19 protein-coding genes are annotated in these 21,269 nt (G+C 72.0%); 13 read left to right on the top strand and 6 right to left on the bottom strand.

The genetic code is table 11. From position 1 onward, the window contains the following. Positions 1-37 precede the first annotated feature (37 nt). The 7 genes from tatC to ACWGKT_RS22330 all read left to right on the top strand — a co-directional run bounded on the left by tatC (position 38) and on the right by ACWGKT_RS22330 (position 8,998). Positions 38-988 (top strand): twin-arginine translocase subunit TatC, encoded by a 951-nt coding sequence (gene tatC / locus ACWGKT_RS22360; RefSeq protein WP_356143880.1) that lies wholly within the window; start codon positions 38-40, stop codon positions 986-988. A gap of 87 nt (positions 989-1,075) precedes the next feature. Continuing rightward, positions 1,076-3,928, top strand: coding sequence for a DEAD/DEAH box helicase (locus tag ACWGKT_RS22355; protein ID WP_356143878.1), 2,853 nt, complete (start codon positions 1,076-1,078; stop codon positions 3,926-3,928). 409 nt (positions 3,929-4,337) lie between these two features. After that, complete coding sequence (locus tag ACWGKT_RS22350) at positions 4,338-5,981, top strand: sensor histidine kinase (protein WP_453275060.1); 1,644 nt, start codon at positions 4,338-4,340, stop codon at positions 5,979-5,981. Beyond that, positions 5,978-6,385 carry a roadblock/LC7 domain-containing protein gene (locus ACWGKT_RS22345; protein WP_235458143.1) on the top strand — a complete coding sequence of 136 codons (408 nt, stop codon included), beginning with the start codon at positions 5,978-5,980 and terminating at the stop codon, positions 6,383-6,385. The genes ACWGKT_RS22350 and ACWGKT_RS22345 overlap by 4 nt, the downstream gene beginning before the upstream one ends. Beyond that, complete coding sequence (locus ACWGKT_RS22340) at positions 6,382-6,804, top strand: DUF742 domain-containing protein (protein ID WP_453275059.1); 423 nt, start codon at positions 6,382-6,384, stop codon at positions 6,802-6,804. The genes ACWGKT_RS22345 and ACWGKT_RS22340 overlap by 4 nt, the downstream gene beginning before the upstream one ends. Continuing rightward, positions 6,785-7,405, top strand: a complete 621-nt coding sequence (locus ACWGKT_RS22335) for a GTP-binding protein (protein ID WP_356143872.1) — start codon at positions 6,785-6,787, stop codon at positions 7,403-7,405. The genes ACWGKT_RS22340 and ACWGKT_RS22335 overlap by 20 nt, the downstream gene beginning before the upstream one ends. 57 nt (positions 7,406-7,462) lie before the next feature. Then, positions 7,463-8,998: a cytochrome P450 gene (locus ACWGKT_RS22330; protein WP_356143870.1), complete on the top strand. Its 1,536-nt coding sequence runs from the start codon at positions 7,463-7,465 to the stop codon at positions 8,996-8,998. On the opposite strand, the gene ACWGKT_RS22325 is transcribed toward ACWGKT_RS22330, so the two are convergent. The 3 genes from ACWGKT_RS22325 to ACWGKT_RS22315 form a co-directional block, all read right to left on the bottom strand. Then, on the bottom strand, positions 8,992-9,948 hold the full coding sequence (locus ACWGKT_RS22325; RefSeq protein ID WP_453275058.1) for an RluA family pseudouridine synthase: 957 nt from the start codon (positions 9,946-9,948) through the stop codon (positions 8,992-8,994). The two genes, ACWGKT_RS22330 and ACWGKT_RS22325, sit on opposite strands and share 7 nt — an antisense overlap. 100 nt (positions 9,949-10,048) lie before the next feature. Then, positions 10,049-10,897, bottom strand: coding sequence for a siderophore-interacting protein (locus ACWGKT_RS22320; protein ID WP_453275057.1), 849 nt, complete (start codon positions 10,895-10,897; stop codon positions 10,049-10,051). Positions 10,898-10,971: 74 nt separating this feature from the next. Continuing rightward, complete coding sequence (locus ACWGKT_RS22315) at positions 10,972-11,892, bottom strand: 5'-3' exonuclease (RefSeq protein WP_453275056.1); 921 nt, start codon at positions 11,890-11,892, stop codon at positions 10,972-10,974. A 453-nt stretch (positions 11,893-12,345) separates the two neighbouring features. Between ACWGKT_RS22315 and ACWGKT_RS22310 the strand changes: the two genes are divergently transcribed. Both ACWGKT_RS22310 and ACWGKT_RS22305 read left to right on the top strand, forming a co-directional pair. Beyond that, positions 12,346-12,915 (top strand): helix-turn-helix domain-containing protein, encoded by a 570-nt coding sequence (locus ACWGKT_RS22310; protein WP_453275055.1) that lies wholly within the window; start codon positions 12,346-12,348, stop codon positions 12,913-12,915. Next, on the top strand, positions 12,915-13,634 hold the full coding sequence (locus ACWGKT_RS22305; protein ID WP_453275054.1) for a helical backbone metal receptor: 720 nt from the start codon (positions 12,915-12,917) through the stop codon (positions 13,632-13,634). Before ACWGKT_RS22310 ends, ACWGKT_RS22305 begins: the two co-directional genes overlap by 1 nt. Here the strand turns inward: ACWGKT_RS22305 and ACWGKT_RS22300 are convergent. Beyond that, positions 13,546-14,718 (bottom strand): TDT family transporter, encoded by a 1,173-nt coding sequence (locus ACWGKT_RS22300; protein WP_453275053.1) that lies wholly within the window; start codon positions 14,716-14,718, stop codon positions 13,546-13,548. The two genes, ACWGKT_RS22305 and ACWGKT_RS22300, sit on opposite strands and share 89 nt — an antisense overlap. Positions 14,719-14,788: 70 nt before the next feature. On the opposite strand from ACWGKT_RS22300, the gene ACWGKT_RS22295 reads away from it, so the two are divergent. Continuing rightward, complete coding sequence (locus tag ACWGKT_RS22295; RefSeq protein ID WP_235458152.1) at positions 14,789-15,709, top strand: LysR family transcriptional regulator; 921 nt, start codon at positions 14,789-14,791, stop codon at positions 15,707-15,709. A gap of 467 nt (positions 15,710-16,176) precedes the next feature. On the opposite strand, the gene ACWGKT_RS22290 is transcribed toward ACWGKT_RS22295, so the two are convergent. Together ACWGKT_RS22290 and ACWGKT_RS22285 are read right to left on the bottom strand one after the other, a co-directional pair. Further along, positions 16,177-16,860, bottom strand: a complete 684-nt coding sequence (locus ACWGKT_RS22290; protein ID WP_453275052.1) for a gamma-glutamyl-gamma-aminobutyrate hydrolase family protein — start codon at positions 16,858-16,860, stop codon at positions 16,177-16,179. A gap of 52 nt (positions 16,861-16,912) precedes the next feature. Continuing rightward, positions 16,913-17,650 carry a FadR/GntR family transcriptional regulator gene (locus ACWGKT_RS22285; RefSeq protein ID WP_356143856.1) on the bottom strand — a complete coding sequence of 246 codons (738 nt, stop codon included), beginning with the start codon at positions 17,648-17,650 and terminating at the stop codon, positions 16,913-16,915. 85 nt (positions 17,651-17,735) lie between these two features. Here ACWGKT_RS22285 and ACWGKT_RS22280 point away from each other — a divergent pair, with 85 nt between their 5' ends. The 3 genes from ACWGKT_RS22280 to ACWGKT_RS22270 are packed head-to-tail and all read left to right on the top strand — an operon-like array spanning position 17,736 to position 21,267. Then, complete coding sequence (locus tag ACWGKT_RS22280; protein ID WP_356143854.1) at positions 17,736-19,094, top strand: glutamine synthetase family protein; 1,359 nt, start codon at positions 17,736-17,738, stop codon at positions 19,092-19,094. A gap of 11 nt (positions 19,095-19,105) precedes the next feature. Continuing rightward, a complete protein-coding gene (locus tag ACWGKT_RS22275; RefSeq protein ID WP_453275051.1) occupies positions 19,106-20,479 on the top strand; it encodes an aldehyde dehydrogenase family protein in 1,374 nt (457 codons plus the stop codon). Further along, positions 20,476-21,267 carry a 3-oxoacyl-ACP reductase gene (locus ACWGKT_RS22270; RefSeq protein ID WP_235458157.1) on the top strand — a complete coding sequence of 264 codons (792 nt, stop codon included), beginning with the start codon at positions 20,476-20,478 and terminating at the stop codon, positions 21,265-21,267. Before ACWGKT_RS22275 ends, ACWGKT_RS22270 begins: the two co-directional genes overlap by 4 nt. Positions 21,268-21,269 lie beyond the last annotated feature (2 nt).

Genomic DNA, 21,269 nt, shown 5'->3' with positions numbered 1-21,269 from the left:
CTGACCCCCGGCCTGCCGCACGAGATGAGGACGTGGGTTGCTTAAGTCTGCCCGCAAGCAGGAGAGGGATCCCGAGGGGCGCATGCCGCTCGCGGATCATCTTCGCGAGCTCCGCAACCGGCTCGCGAAGGCGATGTTGGCCATCGTCGTCGTGACGTGTGTGGCCGCCTTCTTCTACAACGACATCGTCAACTTCATCACCAAGCCGGTGCTGGACTCGGTCGGCTGCGCCCAGACCTTCGAACAGCTGGCGAAGTCGCACGACAAGACCCAGCAGTGCGCGCAGATCACGATCAACGGTCTGCTCACGCCGTTCACGCTGGCGCTGAAGGTGTCGCTGATGGCCGGTGTCGTGCTGGCCTCCCCGGTGTGGTTGTACCAGCTGTGGGCCTTCGTGGCCCCCGGCCTGCACCGCCACGAGAAGAAGTACGCCTACGGCTTCGTCGGGACGGGCGTCCCGCTCTTCCTCGGTGGCGCCTACTTCGCCTACAAGGTGCTGCCCACCACGGCGAAGGTCCTGATCGGGTTCACGCCCCACGGCGTGAACAACCTGCTCCCGCTCGACGACCTGCTGGATCTGGTCACCCGCATGGTGATCGTCTTCGGTCTGTCCTTCGAGCTGCCGCTGCTGCTGATCATGCTGAACCTGACCGGTGCCCTCACCGGTCGGCGCATGCTCGGCTGGTGGCGGGCCATGATCCTCGGCATCACCGTGTTCGCGGCCGTCGCGACCCCGAGCACGGACCCGCTGACGATGCTGGCGCTCGCCGGACCGATCTGGGTGCTGTACTTCGGAGCGGTGCTCTTCTCGATCCTCAACGACCGGCGCAAGCGCCGCCGCGATCTGGCAGGCCCCGCCGACGACGAGGCCTCGGACCTGGACCTCACCCCCGAGGACATCGGGGCGGTCGAGACGGTGTCCGCCAGCCGGTCGCTGCCCGAGCAGTCGAGCACGGACCGGGTCAACGGCTACGACGACGTGACCTGACCGGTCTTCCCGCCGTGAGAGGTGCCCGCGCCCCCAGGGGACGCGGGCACCTCTCGTTTCGTCGAGGGGCGTCCCATCTTCCGGTTAATGATCGTCCTGTTGTCAGTGCGGCCCGGTACGCTCGAAAGCACGATGACAGAGGACCTCTCACCGGCCGAGCGGTATGCGGCAGCCCGCAGGCGGGCAGCCGAGCAGGCCACCGCGCTCGCCTCCTTCCGCGAGATGTACGACTTCGGCCTCGACCCCTTCCAGATCGAGGCCTGCCAGGCGCTCGAAGCGGGGAAGGGCGTGCTGGTGGCCGCCCCCACCGGCTCCGGCAAGACGATCGTGGGCGAGTTCGCCGTCCACCTCGCCCTCCAGCAGGGCAGGAAGTGCTTCTACACGACGCCCATCAAGGCGCTGTCGAACCAGAAGTACGCCGACCTGTGCCGCCGCTACGGCAACGGCATGGTCGGCCTCCTCACCGGCGACAACAGCGTCAACTCCGATGCCCCCGTGGTCGTGATGACCACCGAGGTGCTGCGGAACATGCTCTACGCCGGCTCCCAGACCCTGCTGGGCCTCGGGTACGTGGTCATGGACGAGGTGCACTACCTCTCCGACCGCTTCCGCGGCGCCGTCTGGGAGGAAGTGATCATCCACCTCCCCGAGTCGGTGACCCTGGTGTCACTGTCCGCGACCGTGTCCAACGCCGAGGAGTTCGGCGACTGGCTCGACACGGTCCGCGGCGACACCGAGGTGATCGTCTCCGAGCACCGGCCCGTGCCGCTGTTCCAGCACGTGCTCGCCGGGCGCCGGATGTACGACCTGTTCGAGGAGGGCGAAGGCCACAAGAGGGCCGTCAATCCGGATCTGACCCGGCTGGCCCGCATGGAGGCCAGCCGGCCGTCCTTCCAGGACCGCAGACGCGGCCGCAGCATGCGCGAGGCCGACCGTGAGCGCGAGCGCAGACAGCGCGCCCGCGTGTGGACGCCGGGCCGCCCCGAGGTCATCGAGCGGCTCGACTCCGAGGGCCTGCTGCCCTCCATCACGTTCATCTTCAGCCGCGCCGCCTGCGAGGCCGCCGTCCAGCAGTGCCTGCACGCGGGGCTGCGCCTCAACGACGAGGAGGCGCGGGACAAGGTGCGCGCGCTCGTCGAGGAGCGCACCGCCTCCATCCCCACCGAGGACCTGCACGTCCTCGGTTACTACGAGTGGCTGGAGGGCCTGGAGCGCGGCATCGCCGCCCACCACGCGGGCATGCTCCCGACCTTCAAGGAGGTCGTCGAGGAGCTGTTCGTCCGCGGCCTGGTGAAGGCCGTCTTCGCCACCGAGACGCTCGCGCTGGGCATCAACATGCCCGCGCGCTCGGTGGTGCTGGAGAAGCTCGTCAAGTGGAACGGCGAGCAGCACGCCGACATCACCCCCGGCGAGTACACCCAGCTGACCGGACGCGCCGGGCGCCGCGGCATCGACGTCGAGGGCCACGCGGTCGTGCTCTGGCAGCGCGGCATGAGCCCCGATCACCTGGCCGGACTCGCGGGCACCCGCACGTACCCGCTGCGCTCCAGCTTCAAGCCGTCGTACAACATGGCGGTCAACCTGGTCGAGCAGTTCGGCCGGCACCGCTCGCGCGAGCTGCTGGAGACGTCGTTCGCGCAGTTCCAGGCCGACAAGTCGGTCGTCGGGATCTCCCGGCAGGTGCAGCGCAACGAGGAGGGCCTGTCGGGCTACAAGGAGTCCATGACCTGCCACCTCGGCGACTTCGAGGAGTACGCGCGACTGCGCCGGGAGCTCAAGGACCGCGAGACCGAACTGGCCAGGCAGGGCGCCTCCGAACGCCGTGCGGAGGCCGCCGTCGCCCTGGAGAGGCTGAAGCCGGGCGATGTCATCCACGTGCCGACCGGGAAGTACGCGGGGCTGGCCCTGGTGCTGGATCCGGGGCTGCCGGCGGGGCGTTCCAACGGCCACCGCGGCTTCGAGCACCACGACGGGCCGCGCCCGCTCGTGCTGACCGCCGAACGACAGGTCAAGCGGCTGGCGTCGATGGACTTCCCGGTGCCGGTGGAGCCGTTGGAGCGGATGCGGATCCCGAAGTCCTTCAACCCCCGCTCCCCGCAGTCCCGTCGGGACCTCGCCTCCGCGCTGCGTTCCAAGGCCGGGCACATCCCGCCGGAGCGGGCCCGCAAGAAGCGGTCCCAGGCCGCCGACGACCGGGAGATCGCCCGGCTGCGCACCGAGATCCGCGCCCACCCCTGCCACGGGTGCAACGAACGTGAGGACCACGCCCGTTGGGCCGAGCGCTACCACCGGCTGCTGCGCGACACCTCGCAGCTGGAGCGCCGCATCGAGGGTCGTACGAACACGATCGCGCGCACCTTTGACCGGATCGTGGCCCTGCTGACCGAACTCGACTATCTGCGCGGCAACGAGGTCACCGAGCACGGCAAGCGGCTCGCCCGGCTGTACGGCGAACTCGACCTGCTCGCCAGCGAATGCCTGCGGGAAGGCGTCTGGGAGGGACTCGGCCCGGCCGAACTCGCCGCGTGCGTCTCCGCCTTGGTGTACGAGGCCCGGGTCGGTGACGACGCGCTCGCGCCGAAGCTGCCCTCGGGCAAGGCCAAGGCCGCGCTCGGCGAGATGGTGCGGATCTGGGGACGGCTGGACGCCCTGGAGGAGGAGTTCCGCATCACGCAGACCGAGGGCGTCGGGCAGCGCGAGCCCGACCTCGGCTTCGCCTGGGCCGCGTACATGTGGGCCAGCGGCAAGGGCCTCGACGAGGTGCTGCGCGAGGCGGAGATGCCGGCGGGCGACTTCGTGCGCTGGTGCAAGCAGGTGATCGACGTGCTGGGGCAGATCTCGGCGGCGTCCCCGGTGGAGGGCTCGACCGTGACGAAGGCCGCGCGCAAGGCCGTTGATCAGTTGCTGCGGGGTGTTGTCGCCTACTCGTCGGTGGGCTGACCGTTTCGTGTGCGGGTGCGGGTGGGCTGCGGTCGGTCGCGCGGCTCCCCGCGCCCCTTCAGGGTGCTGCCCTCTTCCGCTCGGTTCCTGAGCTCTGCGCCGCCCCCGGCGCCCGAACTCACCTGTCACGGTGAGTCGTTTTCGTGCGCCCTTTCGCCGTCACCCACCGTGTTCGAATGTGGGCTGAGCGTATAAATGGGGCCGAGCGTACTCCTGTCACACAGGTGATTTCAGGTGCTTGCCGAATATGACACGGCGATGATCCGCTCGGACTAAGCTCGCCCGCGGCGCACCGAGTTGAGGTGAATTCGTGCGCTTGTTCCCAAAGGTCACGAAGATCCTGACTGCTCCATGACTCTTCCCCCCACAGCTCCCCCAACACCCAGCCGATACTTCTCAGAGGGCATCCATGGTGAGTGTTCAATCGCCTCCCGGTGGCCGTGAACTTCCCTATGCGCGGGCGCTGTTGTTGCCCGCCATATTGATGGCCGCGGCGACCGGAGCCGCCGTCGCCCTGGTGGCGGCACCGGCCCGGACCGCCGTCGGCTGGTGCGGAGCCGTCGCCACGGTGCTGGTGTCCGCGACAGCCGCCGAAGCGGTACGACGCGGCCGCCATCTTCGGGCACTGCGGACCGAGCACGCCCGTCACACCGCGTATCTGGAAGGGCGCCTCGCAGCCCACGACGAGGAGCTCATCCGGTTCGCGACGGAGATCGTGCCGACCGCGCTGTACCGGCTGCGCCACGGTGAATCCCCCAGAGAGGTGATTCACGCGGTCCTCGACTCCGACCCCGAACTGCGGCACATCCCCGAGGCGCAGCGCGACGTGCTGCGCACCGTGCTCAAGATCGTCGACGACGAGGAGGCCATGCGCGACTCGGTGCAGCGCTCCTTCGTCAACATCGCCCAGCGCGTCCAGGCGATCGTCCACCAGCAGGCCTCGGAACTGCGGGAGATGGAGGAGGACCACGGCCGCAACCCCGAGGTCTTCGACGACCTGCTGCGCATCGACCACGGCACCGCGCTGATCGGCCGCCTGGCCGACTCCATCTCCGTCATCGGCGGCGGCCGCCCCGGCCGCCAGTGGCCCAACCCCGTCGCCCTGTACAGCGTGTTGCGCGGCGCGATGTCGCGCATCCTGGAGTACCGCCGCATCGACCTGTCCTCCATCGCCAAGGTCAACATCAAGGGCACCTGCGTCGAACCGGTCATCCACGCCGCAGCCGAACTCCTCGACAACGCCACCCGCTACTCGCCGCCGAACACCAAGGTGCACGTCACCGCCACCGAGGTGCAGACCGGCGTGTGCATCGAGATCGAGGACGGCGGCGTCAGCCTCAGCGAGGAGTCCCGCGCCCGCGTCGAGAACATGCTGGAGCGCGCCAAGGCCGGCGTCGACCTCCAGGACCTCGGCGAGAGCCCCCGCCTCGGCCTCGCCGTCGTGGGCCGGCTCTGCTCGGCGTACAACATGCAGGTCTCGCTGCGCGCCTCGGCCTACGGCGGCGTCCGCGCCGTCCTCATCGTGCCCAGCAACATGATGACCGGCGAGCCCTCACCCGGACTCGCCCACGGCATCGGCGCCACCGCGGTGCCGAAGGCCGAACTCGGCGCCCTGGAGGGCCCCAAGCGGCCGCCGAAGAAGCGCCGCCCCACCAGCCCGCGCATCCCCGCCGGGGTCTCCATGGAGGACGACGTCCCCGAGGTCACCGAGTGGACGGCTGGCGGACTGCCGCAGCGCCGCAGCAAGGTCAAGACCTCGCTGACCCAGCGGATCGTCGAACAGGCCGCCATCGAGCGCGCCGAACGCGAGGGCAGGCCGACCATCTGGTCGCAGCACAAGCCCGAGCCCGAGCCGGAGCCCGAAGAGGACCCCGAGCGCAAGAAGCTGAACGAGCGCGAGCCGGGAATGTGGGTCGAGGCCTTCTGGGAGGGCCTCAAGGAGGGCAACCCGGGTGTCCACCCCACCGACTTCACGCGCAACCCCACCGCATACGTGCACCTGATCGAGCAGCCGGCCCGCAGCGAGGCCGACGACGAGGGGGACCTCAAGTGATCCAGCAGCGAGCGAACTTCGATTGGATGCTCAAGGATCTCGCCGACGGCGTGCCGGGCATCGAGATGATCGTGGTGCTCTCCGCCGACGGACTGCGCATCGCCCGCTACGGTGGCGACCCCGACTCCGCCGACCGCCTGGCCGCGGCCTGCGCGGGCGTGCAGAGCCTGGCGGGTGCCGTCGCCCAGGAACTCCCGGGCAGCAACGGAGACATGAAGCTGGTCGTCATCGAGATCAACGGCGGCTACTTCTACCTGATGGCCGCCGGCGCCAACGCCTACCTGGCCGTGCTCGCCGACGTGGTCTGCGAACCCGGCCGGATGAGCAACCGCATGCGCGACCTCGTCGTCAGAATCGGCGCCCATCTGACCAGTCCGCCCCGCCGCAACGGGCAGGCCGTATGACTCCTCCGCAACGCAAACGGCGACACCCCAAGGAGTACCCCCCTCCACCGCCGCCCCCGCCCCCCGTGGCGGTGGAGGGCAAGGGCGAGGGCGAGAAGAAGAACCCCGAGCGGCTGTACGTCATCACGGGTGCCGACGGCACGCGCGCCGAGTTGGACCTGGTGACGCTGATCGTGGCGCGCGCCGATTCACCGCCGTCCGTACCACCGGAACAGGCGGCGCTGCTCCGGCTCTGTATCGCCCCCCTGTCCGTGGCCGAGCTCTCGGCCTACCTCAATCTTCCGTTCAGCGCGATGACCGTGCTGATCACCGAGCTGATCTCGGCCGGACTGGTGCAGGCGCGCGCCCCGATCGTCCGCCAGGCGCTCCCCGACCGTTCACTCCTCGAAGCGGTGATGCATGGACTTCAAAGGCTCTGACACCATCCCCGGCCCACGTACCGAGGATCATCTGCCCCAGACGGCCCAGGCGGCGGTCAAGATCGTGATCGTGGGCGGCTTCGGTGTCGGCAAGACCACCATGGTCGGCTCGGTCAGCGAGATCAGACCGCTGACCACCGAGGAGACCATGACCCAGGCCGGCATCGGCGTGGACGACAACTACGGCTCCGAGACGAAGACGGCCACCACCGTGGCCATGGACTTCGGCCGCATCAGCATCACCGAGAAGCTGGTCCTCTACCTGTTCGGCACCCCCGGCCAGGAGCGCTTCTGGTTCCTGTGGAACGGGCTGTTCGAGGGAGCCCTCGGCGCGGTCGTCCTGGTCGACACCCGGCGCCTGGAAGTCAGCTTCGACGTCATAGGGCGTCTGGAGGAGCGCGGCGTGCCCTTCGTCGTCGCCATCAACTCCTTTCCGGACGCGCCCCGTTACCCCATCGAGGAACTGCGTACGGCACTCGATCTCGTCCCGGAGATCCCCATCATCGAGTGCGACGCGCGCCGCCGCGCCTCCAGCCGCGACGTCCTGATGACCCTGATGCGCTTCCTGCACTCGCTCGCCATGTCCGGCGCGCTCACCTGACCCCTGCCCGACCGACCCCCGTTACCTCGGACTGATCTCAGTTTCGGAGCGACCACTGTGACGCCTGAACCCCACTCCCTCACCGGTACGGACGACTCCGCCCTCGACCCGCCGCCCGGCTGCCCGGCGCACGGCCTCGGACCCGGGGGGCCGGCCCGGCTGTACGGCCCCGGCGCGGACGACCTGGAGGGCCTGTACGAGAAACTGCGGGAGGAGCACGGCCCCGTGGCGCCCGTCCTGCTCCACGACGACGTGCCGATGTGGGTGGTCCTCGGGCACGCCGAGAACCTGCACATGGTGCGCACCCCTTCGCAGTACACCCGGGACAGCCGCATCTGGACCCCGCTGCTCGAAGGCCTGGTCAAGCCCGACCACCCGCTCATGCCGCACATCGCCTGGCAGCCCATCTGCTCCCACGCCGAGGGCGACGAGCACCTGCGGCTGCGGGGAGCGGTCACCGGCGCCATGTCGACCATCGACCACCGCGGCATCCGCCGCCACATCGGTCGCCACACACAGCGCCTGGTCAACGCCTTCTGCGAGAAGGGCCGGGCCGATCTGGTCTCCCAGTTCGCGGAGCATCTGCCGATGGCGGTGATGTGCGAGATCCTCGGCATGCCCGAGGAGTACGGCGACCGGATCGTGCAGGCCGCCCGCGACATGCTCAAGGGCACCGAGACCGCCATCGCCAGCAACGAGTACATCATGGGCTGCCTGATGCGGCTCACCGCGCGGCGCCGGGCCCAGCCCGAGGAGGACTTCACCAGTCACCTCGTCAACCACCCGGCGCGCCTGACCGACGACGAGATCGGCCAGCACCTCAGAGTCGTGCTCATCGCCGCCTACGAGGCCACCGCCAACCTCCTCGCCAACGCGCTGCGCATGGTCCTCACCGAACCCGGCTTCCGCGCCCAGCTCAACGGCGGCCAGATGACGGTGCCGGAGGCGGTCGAGCAGTCCCTGTGGGACGAGCCGCCGTTCAGCGCCGTCCTCGGCTACTTCGCCAAGCAGGACACGGAGCTCGGCGGCCACCGCATCCGCAAGGGCGACGGCCTGCTGTTCGCCCCCGCCCCGGGCAACATCGACCCGCGGGTGCGCCCCGACCTGTCCGCCAACATGCAGGGCAACCGCTCGCACCTCGCCTTCGGCGGCGGCCCGCACGAGTGCCCGGGGCAGGACATCGGCCGCGCCATCGCCGACGTCGGCGTCGACGCCCTGCTGTCTCGGCTGCCCGACGTGCAGCTCGACTGCGACGAGGACGACCTGCGCTGGCGGGAGTCGATCTCCTCACGGCACCTGGTGGAACTCCCGGTGCGGTTCGGCCCGAAGCCGCAGCAGGACGTGCGGTCCAAACCCAGCCATACGCCCATCCCGCCGCAGCGCGCCACCTGGCAGGTCGGCACGACCGGACCGGCGCCCCATGCCGCGACCGTGCCCGCTCAGGCCGGCGCTCCCGGGCTCCTCGGCACCCCCGGGCCCGCCGTGCCCGAGCCGCGACCGGCGGCGCCCAGGCCCGCCGAGCCGGCACCGCAGCCGGCGAGCCATCCCCGGGGCGTGTGGCAGCGCCTGCGCCGCTGGTGGCGCGGTCACTGACCCGCGGCCCACCGGGCGTACGAGGACCAGGCCTCCAGCCTCCGCCCACTGCGGAACCTGTGCTCCGTCCCCGTGACCGGATCGGTGAACTCCAGCTCCCGCGCCAGCAGTTGCAGCGGGCGCCGGAAGTCGCCGGCCGGCACGGGGTCGGCCACCTCCGGGTACAGCGGGTCGCCGAGGATCGGCACGCCCAGGGCGTTCATGTGCACCCGCAGCTGATGGGTCTGCCCGGTGCCCGGGGTGAGCCGGTAGCGCCCCAGCCCGTCCGCCTCCCGGCGCTCGGCCAGTTCGACGAGGGTGACCGCGTTGGGCTCGCCCTCGACCTCCCGCGCCGCCAGCACCCCGCGCTCCTTCACGATCCGGCTGCGCACGGTCCGGGGCAGGGCGAGCGAGGGCTCGTACGGGGCGACGGCCTCGTACTCCTTGCGCACCCGCCGGTCGCGGAACAGTGTCTGGTACGCGCCGCGCTCCTCGGGCCGCACCGTGAACAGCACCAGTCCGGCGGTGAGCCGGTCCAGACGGTGCGCCGCGGAGAGAGCCGGGAGGTCCAGCTCCCGGCGCAGCCTCGCCAGCGCGGTCTCGGTGACGTGGCTGCCGCGCGGGGTGGTGGCGAGGAAGTGCGGCTTGTCGGCGACGACGAGGTGCGCGTCGCGGTACACGACCTCCAGCGGGAACGGCACCGGGACCTCCTCGGGCAGCTCCCGGTGGAACCACACGAACATCCCCGGCACGTACGGGGCGTCCGGCGCCACCGCCCGTCCGTCGGCCCCGACGATCATCCCCGCGTCGAGCATCGCCCGGACCACCCCGGGGCCGGCCCCGGACAGCCGCTCCACCAGATGCTCGCCGACGGTGGCCCAGGGCCCCTCGGCGGGCAGCCGCACCCGCACCGGGTCCACCCCGTGGCGCTGGGGGAGCGGGGAGGGCGGCGTGCGGGTCTTGCGTCTCATCGGCCCAGCGTAGGACGGCCGTGGCGACCGCGGCGAACGAGGCGAACGCGGCAGCGGCGGTCCCCTGACATCTGTTCAGGGGACCGCCGCTGTCGGTGTCTCACGCCGCCGCGGCCGTGCCGCCCTCCTGCTCCGCCTCGATGCGCGCGTTCCAGTCCCGCTTGGACGCCTGCCAGCCGTCCTCGTTGTGACCCAGGCGCCAGTAGCCGGAGATCGACAGGTCCTCGCGCGGAATCTGCCGCTCCACCCGCAGCAGCCGGCGCAGCTCCTTCACGAAGGCCGCCTCGCCGTGCACGAACGCGTGCAGCCGGCCCGCCGGGAACTCCAGCGCGCGGACGGCCTCGACCAGGGCCTCGCCGGCCGGCCGGTCCCCGCGGTGCAGCCAGACGACCTGCACGTCGGAGTCGATCTTCTGCTCCTCCTCGGGGCCGGAAACCTCCACGAAGGCAAAGGCCTTGGCGCCCGCGGGCAGCGCCTCCAGGGAACAGGCGATGGCGGGCAGCGCGCTCTCGTCACCGGCGAGCAGATGCCAGTCGGCGCTCAGGTCCGGCGCGTACGCCCCGCCCGGCCCCATGAAGCGGACGGTCTCGCCCGGCCGCACCCGCAGCGCCCAGGGGCCCGCCAGACCCTCGTCGCCGTGGACCACGAAGTCCAGGGTCAGCTCACGGCGTTCGGGATCCCAGGACCGTACGGTGTACGTCCGGGTCACCGGCCACTGCTCGCGCGGAAACTCCGCGCGGACGCGGTCGATGTCGAAGGGCTCCGGGTAGGTCACGCCCTCGGGGCCGAAGAGCAGCTTCACATAGTGGTCGGTGCAGGTGCCCGCAGAGAAGTCGGCCAGGCCGTCACCGCCGAGCACCACACGCTGCATGTGCGGGGTCAGCCGTTCGGTGCGGACGACCTGCGCGGAATGGGGCTTCCGCGGCTTCCGTGCCGGACGTTCTGCCATGACGGCCTCCCAGGATCCAAGCTTAGGTTTACCTAAGTTAGCACCTCTCCCTTTGCGTTTCACAAGAACGGGGGTCACGCGCCGAGTGTCGTCAGCAGCCGGTGCAGGGAACCGCCCAGTCCCCAGCGCACCGCCAGCCCGTCCAGGCCCGCCGAGTCGCGCGGGGTGCGCGGCAGCCTCGTGTCGACCTCGGGCAGCGGTACGTCGGCGGCGATCCGTACGACCTTCGGCGCGACGGCGACGTACGGGCGTGCCTCGTCCAGGCGCTTGCGCTGCGACGGCGTGAGCTTGGCCTTCGGGTCGTCGACCGCCGCCATGATCCCGGCCAGGTCGCCGAACTCGGCGAGCAGCTTGGCGGCGGTCTTCTCGCCGATGCCGGGCACGCCCGGCAGCCCGTCGCTCGGGTCGCCGCGCAGCAGCGCGAGGTCCGCGTACCCGCTCCCGTCGACGCCGTACTTCTCGCGCAGCAGCGCCCCGTCGGTCAGCTGCAGCGTGCCGACGCCCTTGAGCGGGTACAGCACCCGCACCCCGCGTGCGTCGTCCACCAGTTGGTACAGGTCGCGGTCGCCGGTGACGATGTCGACCGGGCCGTCGGCGCACGCGGTGAAGGTGCCGATCACGTCGTCGGCCTCGTACCCCTCGACCCCGACCCGGGCGATGCCGATCGCGTCCAGGACCTCCTCGATGACCGGCACCTGAGGGGAGAGCGTGTCCGGAACCTCCTCCTCGTCCGGCCCGCCTTCGTGCTCCTCGGCGACGCGGTGCGCCTTGTAGGAGGGGATCAGGTCGACTCGCCACTGCGGGCGCCAGTCGGCGTCCATGCAGGCCACCAGCCGGTCCGGCCGGTGGTCCTTGACCAGCCGGTCGATGAAGTCGAGCAGTCCGCGCACGGCGTTCACCGGCGTGCCGTCCGGCGCCTTCACGGAGTCCGGGACGCCGAAGTAGGCGCGGAAGTACAGGGAGGCGGTGTCGAGGAGCATGAGTCGTCCGGTCACGCTCGCATCATGCCGCACGCCACTGACAGCAACGGCGTCGCGAACCACCGGCGCCGCCGCGACGCGCCCCTCGCGCACCGAGCGACTCCCTGCGGAGGGTCCGCCCCGCGGGGTGTGCACAGGCTGGATCCGGCCAACCACATAGAGCTACGCCTTCACCCAAGCCTTGCCGCACCGCTGGTCGATGCGACCGGCCGCGTGTTCGATCAGCACCGACTCTCCGTGGCCTCGGCCCCTTCGTCCCGAAGGAGGGGCCCGCGCCCGCCGCGTCCGGAGCCCCCGTCCACTGGCGCGATCTGTGGGGGTCGACCTCGCGTGATGCGCCAGGGATGCGCCGGCGGCATGAAACGGTTTGCCGAACATGCGTAGGGTGCAGAGAACTCCTCAGGAGCGGTGTGCCCCACGGCGGGCACCCGGATCGTGGGGCGACGAGCGAAGGAGGGAGCCGGAGCGATGGGCGACCACAAAGAACAACAGCCCGTCCGGGTGGGCGCGGCCGTCCGGCGGCGACGCCGCGCGCTGGAGCTCACCCTCGCCGTCGTGGCCGAGCGCAGCGGACTGTCCGTCCCCTTCCTGAGCCAGATCGAGAACGACCGGGCCCGCCCCAGCACCAGCTCCCTGGAGAAGGTGGCCGACGCCCTGCGTACCACGGCCGTCGAGCTCCTCGCCGCCGGCGACCCCGCGTGCAGCGTCGACCTCGTACGCTTCGAGACCACCGAACAGGACTTCACCCCCCGGGTGCGGACCCTCGTGCGCGGTCACCACCAGTTGCACGCCTCGGAGTTCACCGGCGACCACGACGCCGGCCGCGAATTCCAGCACCGCAACGACGAGTTGATGTATGTCGCCGACGGCGCCGTGGAGATCGAGGCGGAGGGCCGCGCCTACCGCCTCGGCCGCGGCGACACCCTCTACCTGACCGGCGGGGTCCGCCACCGCTGGCGCGCCACCGTGCCCGACACCCGGGTGGTCATCGTCGCCGTCGCCGAACACATCGAGGCCGTCCAGGACCGTCCCCGCTGATGCGGGTCGTGTCCCTGGTGCCGTCGCTCACCGAGGCGGTGGCCGTGTCCGTACCGGGCGTTCTGGTCGGTGCCACGGACTGGTGCGGCCATCCGGTGGGTCTGGACGTGACCCGGGTGGGCGGCACCAAGAACCCCGGGCTCGACCGGATCGCCGCCCTCGCCCCCGACCTGGTGATCGCCAACGAGGAGGAGAACCGCGCCCCCGACCTCGACGCCCTGCGCGCGGCGGGCCTGAACGTCCTGGTCACCGAGGTGCGCACGGTGCCGCAGGCTTTCCGGGAACTGACCCGGGTGCTGGCCGCGTGCGGCGCGGCGAGGCCGCCGCGCTGGTTGGCGGAGGCGGAGCGTACCTGGTCGACGCTGCCGGAGCCCGGGCGCCGCCGGTCGGCCGTCGTACCGATCTGGCGCCGCCCCTGGATGGTCCTGGGCCGGGACACCTTCGCCGGTGACGTCCTGACCCGTCTGGGCGTGGACCACCTGTACGCGTCCCGTCCGGACCGCTACCCCCGCATCCCCCTCGACGAACTGCGGGCGGCCGGCCCCGACCTGGTGGTGCTCCCGGACGAGCCGTACCGCTTCACCCCCGACGACGGCCCCGAGGCCTTCCCCGGACTGCCCTGCGCGCTCGTCAGCGGACGGCATCTGACCTGGTACGGGCCGTCCCTGACCGAGGCGCCACGGGTGCTGTCCGAGGCCCTGCGAGCAACTCACCCCTGACCAGTCCGCGCACCGTGCCCGCGGCGGCCGCGAGCCAGGCGGCGACGAGCACGCCGTACAGCGCGACCGTGAGCCCGTCGTAGACGGCGAGGCCCGTGTGCCGGGCGAGTGCCGCGGAACCGGTGACACAGGTGCCCACCGGGAACGTGAACGCCCACCACGTCATCGCGAACCCCATCCCGCCCCGCCGGGCCCGCGCCACCAGGGCGCCGGCGAGCCCGAGCCACAGCAGCGCGAAGCCCATCACCGGCACCCCGTACAGCACGGCGAGCATGCCGAAGCCCTGCGCGTAGGGCGCGGGCACGACCCCGGGCGCGGTGTCCGCGAACGCGCCGACGGCGGTGGTGGACTGCCCGAGCGGCCCCAGCACCAGGAACAGCGTCGGGGCGAGCGCGAGGGGCAGCGGGCCGGAGGTGATCAGTCGGGCGAAGACGAGCGGCAGCATCAGCAGCGTCGCGAGCAGACTCAGCCCGAACAGCGCGAAGCAGGCGAGCAGCAGCGTCTGACGGGGCTGCCCGGCCGGCAGGCGCGGCACCAGGGCCGGCCCGAGGGCGGCGGACACCATCGGCGCGACCAGCGGCAGCAGCCACACGGGCGTGGCCTGCCCCGGCTCGATCCGATGCCGTACGGCCATGAGGTAGGGGACGGTGACGGCGGCCGCCAGCCCGACGACCGTCCCGGCGACGAACAGCACGGAGTCGAGGGCGACCGCGGCCGTCGTGCCGATCCAGTCGCGGCCCACGGTCAGCGCGCCGCCGCCCACGGCCAGCAGGGCCATGGACAGGCAGCCGTAGAACGGGGCCGTGCCCGGGTCGAGGAGATCGGCGCGGGCCTGGTCGCGGTGGTGGGTCCAGTGCAGGGCGCGGGCGGCCAGCAGGGTCACGAGCAGCAGCAGCGACAGCGCCCACAGGCCGGTGCCGGCCATGCGCACACCTTCCGGGTGCCCGGGGAGCACGACGCCGGTGGATCCCAGGGCGGCGGTGCCCATGACGCAGGCGTACCAGTTCGGGCCGAGGTGGCGGACGGCGGCGGCGCGCCGGCGCGGCACGGTCGGGAGGGACAGGGGCTGGGCTGCGGTGACCATGACCCCACCGTCGCCCGGGACGGGGGCCGCGACCAGGGAGTACGCGTCTATGAGGACATAATCTGGGCTTATGAGCGAGCCACAGCAGCGACAGGGGCCCGGATCGCTGGCCCACCGGGTGCCCGACCTCGGGGCGCTGGAACTGCTGCTGGCGGTGGCGCGACTGGGCAGTCTCGGGGCGGCGGCCCGGGAGGTCGGCATCACGCAGCCGGCCGCCAGCAGCAGGATCCGTTCCATGGAACGCCAGCTCGGCGTGGCCCTGGTGGACCGCTCGCCGCGCGGCTCCCGGCTCACGGACGCGGGCGCGCTGGTGACGGACTGGGCGCGGCGGGTCGTGGAGGCGGCGGAGGCGTTCGACGTGGGGGCGCAGGCGCTCCGCGACCGCCGCGACTCGCGGCTGCGGGTCGCCGCCAGCATGACGATCGCCGAGTACCTGCTCCCCGGCTGGCTCCTGGCCCTGCGCGCCGAGCGCCCCGACACGGCGGTGTCGCTGCTGGCCGGCAACTCGGCGGCGGTGGCGGAGCGGCTGCTCGCCGACGAGGCGGACCTGGGCTTCGTGGAGGGCCTGACGGTGCCGCCCGGCCTGGACTCCGCGGTGATCGCCCACGACCGGCTGATCGTCGTCACGGCCCCCGCGCACCCCTGGGCCCGCCGCCGGCGCCCCCTCGCGTCCGCCGAGCTGGCGGCCACGCCGCTGATCCTGCGCGAACGCGGTTCCGGCACCCGCCAGGTCCTGGACGCGGCCCTGGGCGGCCTGGCGCGGCCGCTCATCGAGCTCTCCTCCACCACGGCGGTGAAGGCCTCGGCGGTCAGCGGCGCGGGCCCGGCGGTCCTCAGCGAGCTGGCGGTCCGCGAGGAACTCTCCCTGCGCCGCCTGGTCAGCATCCCGGTCGACGGCGTGTCCCTGGCCCGGGCCCTGCGCGCCGTCTGGCCGACGGGCCACCGTCCGACCGGCCCCGCCCGGGAACTGCTGTCACTGACGCGAGGGTGAGCGGGCTGCGGCCCAGGGGGCTCCGGCGAGGGGGCCCCGACGAGTGGGCTGCGGCGGGCGGGCTCCTGCGGGCGGGCCCCGGCGAACGCCCCGATGAGCTGGCTGCGGCGTGCGGGCCGTGGCGAGCGGGCTCCCGCGAGTTGGCTGCGGCGGGCCGCGGCGCGCGGGCTCCTGCGAGTGGGTCCCGAGGCGCATGCTGCGGCACGCGGGCCGTGGCGCACGAACCCCGCGAGTTGGCTGCGGCGGGCTGCGGCGGGCGGGCTTCTGCGAGTGGGTCCCGAGGCGCATGCTGCGGCACGCGGGCCGTGGCGCACGAACCCCGCGAGTTGGCTGCGGCGGGCTGCGGCGGGCGGGCTCCTGGGAGTGGGCCCCGAGGCGCATGCTGCGGCACGCGGGCCGTGGCGCACGAACCCCGCGAGCTGGCTGCGGCGGGCCGCGGCGCGCGGGCTCCTGCGAGTGGGCCCCGATCAGGAGGCCGCGCGCACCAGCTCGCGCATCACGCGTACGTCCTCGCCCATCTCGGGATGCCACTGGACCCCGACGACCCATCCGTCGCTCTCCGGCAGCTCGATCGCCTCCACCGTGCCGTCCTCGGCGTAGGCGGACGCGGCGAGCCCCTTGCCGAGCCGGTCGACCGCCTGGTGGTGGTAGGTCGGCACGGACGTCTCCTCGGGGACGGCCGCCGCGTACAGCGTCCCCGGTACCGGCTTGACGCTGTGCCGGCCGAAGATCCCCACCCCGTCCGCGTGCCCGTCGATGTGCTGCACGAGCGTGCCGCCGAGGGCGACGTTCAGCAGCTGCATGCCCCGGCACACGCCGAGCAGCGGCACCCGCGCCGCCAGCGCCGCCTCGATCAGGGCGAGTTCCCAGGTGTCCCGCTCCGGCGCCGGCGGACCCGTGAGCGGCGAGCGCTCCGCGTCGTACCGGGACGGGTCCACGTCCGGGCCGCCCGCGACCACCAGCCCGTCGATCCGCGCCACGGCCGCCGCCGCCCGCTCCGGCGTGTCCGGGGGCAGCATGACGGCCAGGCCGCCGGCCCGCTGCACCAGCCGCGGGTATCCGGCCGGCAGCAGCACCGCCTCCATGTCCCACACGCTCCACTGCGCCCCGGCCAGGTACGTACTCATGCCGATCAGCGGCTGTCCGGCCACACGGTCCTCCCAGGCATTCAAAGGTGCTCGCACATACCTTTGCAGAATGCGCTCATGCCAGGAAGCCCCGCAACAGTGCCGCCGTGCCCGCGCAGTGCTCCCGCATCATCTCCCGCGCCCCGTCGGCGTCCCCGTCCAGCACCGCCTCGACCAGCGCGATGTGCTGGCGCTGCGAGTGCTCCAGATTGCGGACGAGCAGCGGGATGCAGTCGAGCAGGTCGTTCACCGTCGCCCGGACCGCCGCGTACTGCGCGGTCAGCGACGGCGAGCCGCACAGCTCGGCCAGGGTGAGGTGGAGCAGGGTGTCGAGCCGGCGGTACTCGCTCAGCGGCGCGTCGTGCGTGCGGGCGAGCGCGTCCCGCAGCTGTCCCGCCTGCTCCTCGGTCAGCCCGTGCGCCGCGCACAGTCCCGCCGCCCCGACCTCCAGGACCTCCCGGAAGCGCAGCATGTCCTCGATGTCGACCTCGGCGATCCGTCGGCGCAGCTCGTCCTCGCCGCCCGCGTCCGCCCGCGGCAGCACGAACGTTCCGCCGTACCGCCCGCGCCGCGACTCGACCAGCCCCTGGTCCTGCAGCACCCTGAGCACTTCGCGCAGCGTCACGCGGCTGACGCCGAGCCGCTCCGCCAGCTCCCGCTCGGCGGGCAGCCGCTCGCCGCCGGGCACCAGGCCCAGCCGTACGACCTGCAGGATCTGCTCCAACGCCTCCTCGAAGCCGTTGCCCGCCCGCACCGGCCGGAGCACCGGCGTGAGGCGGTCCTCCAGCCTTCCGGGTCCCGTGTCCCGCGACATCCGGCCGCACCCCCTTCCCAAGCAATGGTTCTCCGCAATACCTTATGGCTCCCGGCTGACCGAAGAAGCCGAAGGAGGCTCTCCCGTGGCAGACCGCACACCCCCACTCAGTGTCGAGGAGCTGCATGCCCTCGTCACGAGCGGTGAGATCGACACTGTTGTCCTGGCGTTCCCCGACATGCAAGGGCGTCTGCAGGGCAAGCGGTTCGCCGCACGCTTTTTCCTCGACGAAGTCCTGCACCACGGCACCGAGGGCTGCAACTACCTCCTCGCCGTCGACGCCGAGATGAACACCGTCGACGGCTACGCCATGTCCTCCTGGGACCGCGGATACGGCGACTTCGCCATGCACCCCGACCTGGCCACCCTGCGCCGCGTCCCCTGGAACGCGGGCACGGCCATGCTCGTCGCCGACCTCGCCTGGAACGACGGCTCCCCGGTCGTCGCCGCCCCCCGCCAGATACTGCGCCGCCAGCTGGAGCGCCTCGCGGAGCTCGGCTACACCGCACAGGTCGGCACCGAACTCGAATTCATCGTCTTCAAGGACACCTACGAGCAGGCCTGGGACGCCCACTACCGGGGCCTGACGCCGGCCAACCAGTACAACATCGACTACTCGGTCCTCGGCACCGGCCGCATCGAGCCGCTGCTGCGCCGCATCCGCAACGAGATGGCGGGCGCCGGCCTCACCGTCGAGTCCGCCAAGGGTGAGTGCAACCCCGGCCAGCACGAGATCGCCTTCCGCTACGACGAGGCCCTGCGCACCTGCGACCAGCACGCGATCTACAAGACCGGCGCCAAGGAGATCGCCGCCCAGGAGGGCATGTCCCTGACCTTCATGGCCAAGTACAACGAGCGCGAGGGCAATTCCTGCCACATCCACCTCTCGCTCACGGACGCCGACGGCACCAACGTCATGGCCGGACCCGAGGGCATGACCGAGATCATGCGGCACTTCCTCGCCGGACAGCTCGCCGCCCTGCGCGACTTCTCCCTCCTGTACGCCCCCCACATCAACTCCTACAAGCGGTTCCAGCCGGGCTCGTTCGCCCCGACCGCCGTCGCCTGGGGCCACGACAACCGCACCTGCGCCCTGCGCGTCGTCGGCCACGGAAAGTCCCTGCGCTTCGAGAACCGACTGCCCGGCGGCGACGTCAACCCGCACCTCGCCGTCGCCGGCCTGGTCGCGGCGGGCCTGTACGGCATCGAGCAGAAGCTGGAACTGCCCGAGCCCTGCCCCGGCAACGCCTACGCCGCCGACTTCGCACACGTCCCCACCACCCTGCGCGAGGCCGCCGAGCTCTGGGAGAACAGCCCGATCGCCAAGGCCGCCTTCGGGGACGAGGTCGTCGCGCACTACCGCAACATGGCGCGCGTCGAGCTGGAGGCCTTCGACGCCGCGGTCACCGACTGGGAGCTGCGCCGCTCCTTCGAACGCATGTGAGGGGCCCTTCCTTGTCGAACGAGCTGGAACTCCAGGTACTCAACCCGGCCACCGAGGAGATCGTGGCCACCGTCCCCGCCGCGACCGCCGCCGACGTGGACGCCGCCGTCGCACGGGCCGAGCGGGCGCAGACGGCCTGGGCCGCCGTCGCGCCCGCCGACCGGGCCCGGCTGCTGCGCCGCTTCGCCGACACCGTCGACGCCCACGTCGAGGAACTCGCGCAGCTGGAGGTCCGCGAGGCCGGCCACCTCCTCGGCAACGCCCGCTGGGAGGCCGGCAACGCCCGCGACCTCCTGCTGTACGCGGCCGGCGGCGCCGAACGGCTCCTCGGCAAGCAGATCCCCGTGCCCGGCGGCTGGGACGTCACCTTCCAGGAGCCCCTCGGGGTCGTCGGCGTGATCGCCCCCTGGAACTTCCCGATGCCCATCGCCGCCTGGGGCTCCTTCCCGGCGCTCGCCGCGGGCAACGCCGTCGTCCTCAAGCCGGCCGAGACCACGCCGCTCACCGCGCTGCGCCTCGCCGAACTCGCCCTGGAGGCGGGCCTGCCTCAGGGGCTGTTCCAAGTCCTCCCCGGGTACGGCCACATCGCCGGCCGCGCCCTGGTCGACCACCCCGACGTGGCGAAGATCGTGTTCACCGGCTCCAGCCGCACCGGCCGCGAGGTCATGGAACGCTGCGCCCGGCAGGTCAAGCCCGTCACGCTCGAACTCGGCGGCAAGAGCCCGAACATCGTCTTCGCCGACGCCGACCTGAAGACCGCCGTCGACCCCTTCTCCTTCCTGGACAACTCCGGCCAGGACTGCTGCGCCCGCACCCGCATCCTCGTCCAGGAGTCCGTCTACGACGAGGTCCACGCGTTCCTCGCCGACGCCCTGTCGGCCGTGGTGGTGGGCGACCCCGCCGACGAGAAGACCCAGATGGGCCCGCTGATCTCGCGTCAGCAGCTCGACCGCGTACGGTCCTTCGTGCCGGACGACGCCCGGGCGCTGCGCGGCAGCGCGCCCGACGGACCCGGCTTCTGGTTCGCGCCCACCGTGCTCACGGGGGAGCGGCCCGACTCCGAGGCGGCCCGCGAGGAGATCTTCGGCCCGGTCGCCGTCCTGCTGCCCTTCACCGACGAACAGGACGCGGTCCGCCTCGCCAACGACACCCCGTACGGGCTGGCGGGTTCCCTGTGGACCCGCGACCTGGGCCGCGCCCTGCGCGTCTCCCGGGCCGTCCGGGCGGGCAACCTGTCCGTCAACTCCCACTCCAGCGTCCGCTACTGGACCCCGTTCGGCGGCTTCAAGCAGTCCGGCCTGGGTCGCGAGCTGGGCCCGGACGCCCTGACCGCCTTCACCGAAACCAAGAACGTCTTCATCAGCACGGAGGGCCCCGCACTGTGACCTCTCAGACCTCTGCCCCCATCTGCCGCCGCCTGGTCGGCCGCACCGCCGTCATCACCGGAGCCGGCAGCGGCATCGGCCTCGCCACTGCGCGCCGGCTCGCCTCCGAGGGCGCCCACATCGTCTGCGGCGACGTCGACGAGGCCCGCGGCAAGGCCGCCGCCGACGAGGTCGGCGGGATCTTCGTGAGGGTCGACGTCACCGACCCCGAGCAGGTCGAGGCCCTGTTCAAGACGGCCTACGACACCTACGGCAGCGTCGACATCGCCTTCAACAACGCCGGCATCTCCCCGCCCGACGACGACTCCATCCTGGAGACCGGCCTGGAGGCCTGGAAGCGCGTCCAGGAGGTCAACCTCACCTCCGTCTACCTGTGCTGCAAGGCAGCCATCCCCTACATGCGCCGCCAGGGCCGGGGCTCCATCATCAACACGGCGTCCTTCGTGGCCCGGATGGGCGCGGCGACCTCGCAGATCTCCTACACGGCCTCCAAGGGCGGCGTGCTCGCCATGTCCCGCGAGCTCGGCGTGCAGTTCGCCCGCGAGGGCATCCGGGTCAACGCCCTGTGCCCGGGCCCGGTCAACACCCCGCTCCTGCAGGAGCTGTTCGCCAAGGACCCCGAGCGTGCCGCGCGCCGCCTCGTGCACATCCCGCTCGGCCGGTTCGCCGAGGCCGAGGAGATCGCCTCCGCCGTCGCCTTCCTGGCCAGCGACGACTCCTCCTTCGTGAACGCCACCGACTTCCTGGTCGACGGCGGAATCTCGGGCGCGTACGTCACGCCCCTGTAGAA

The organism is Streptomyces sp. NPDC054794 (assembly GCF_053611585.1).
This window is presented reverse-complemented; position numbering and strand designations above follow the sequence as displayed.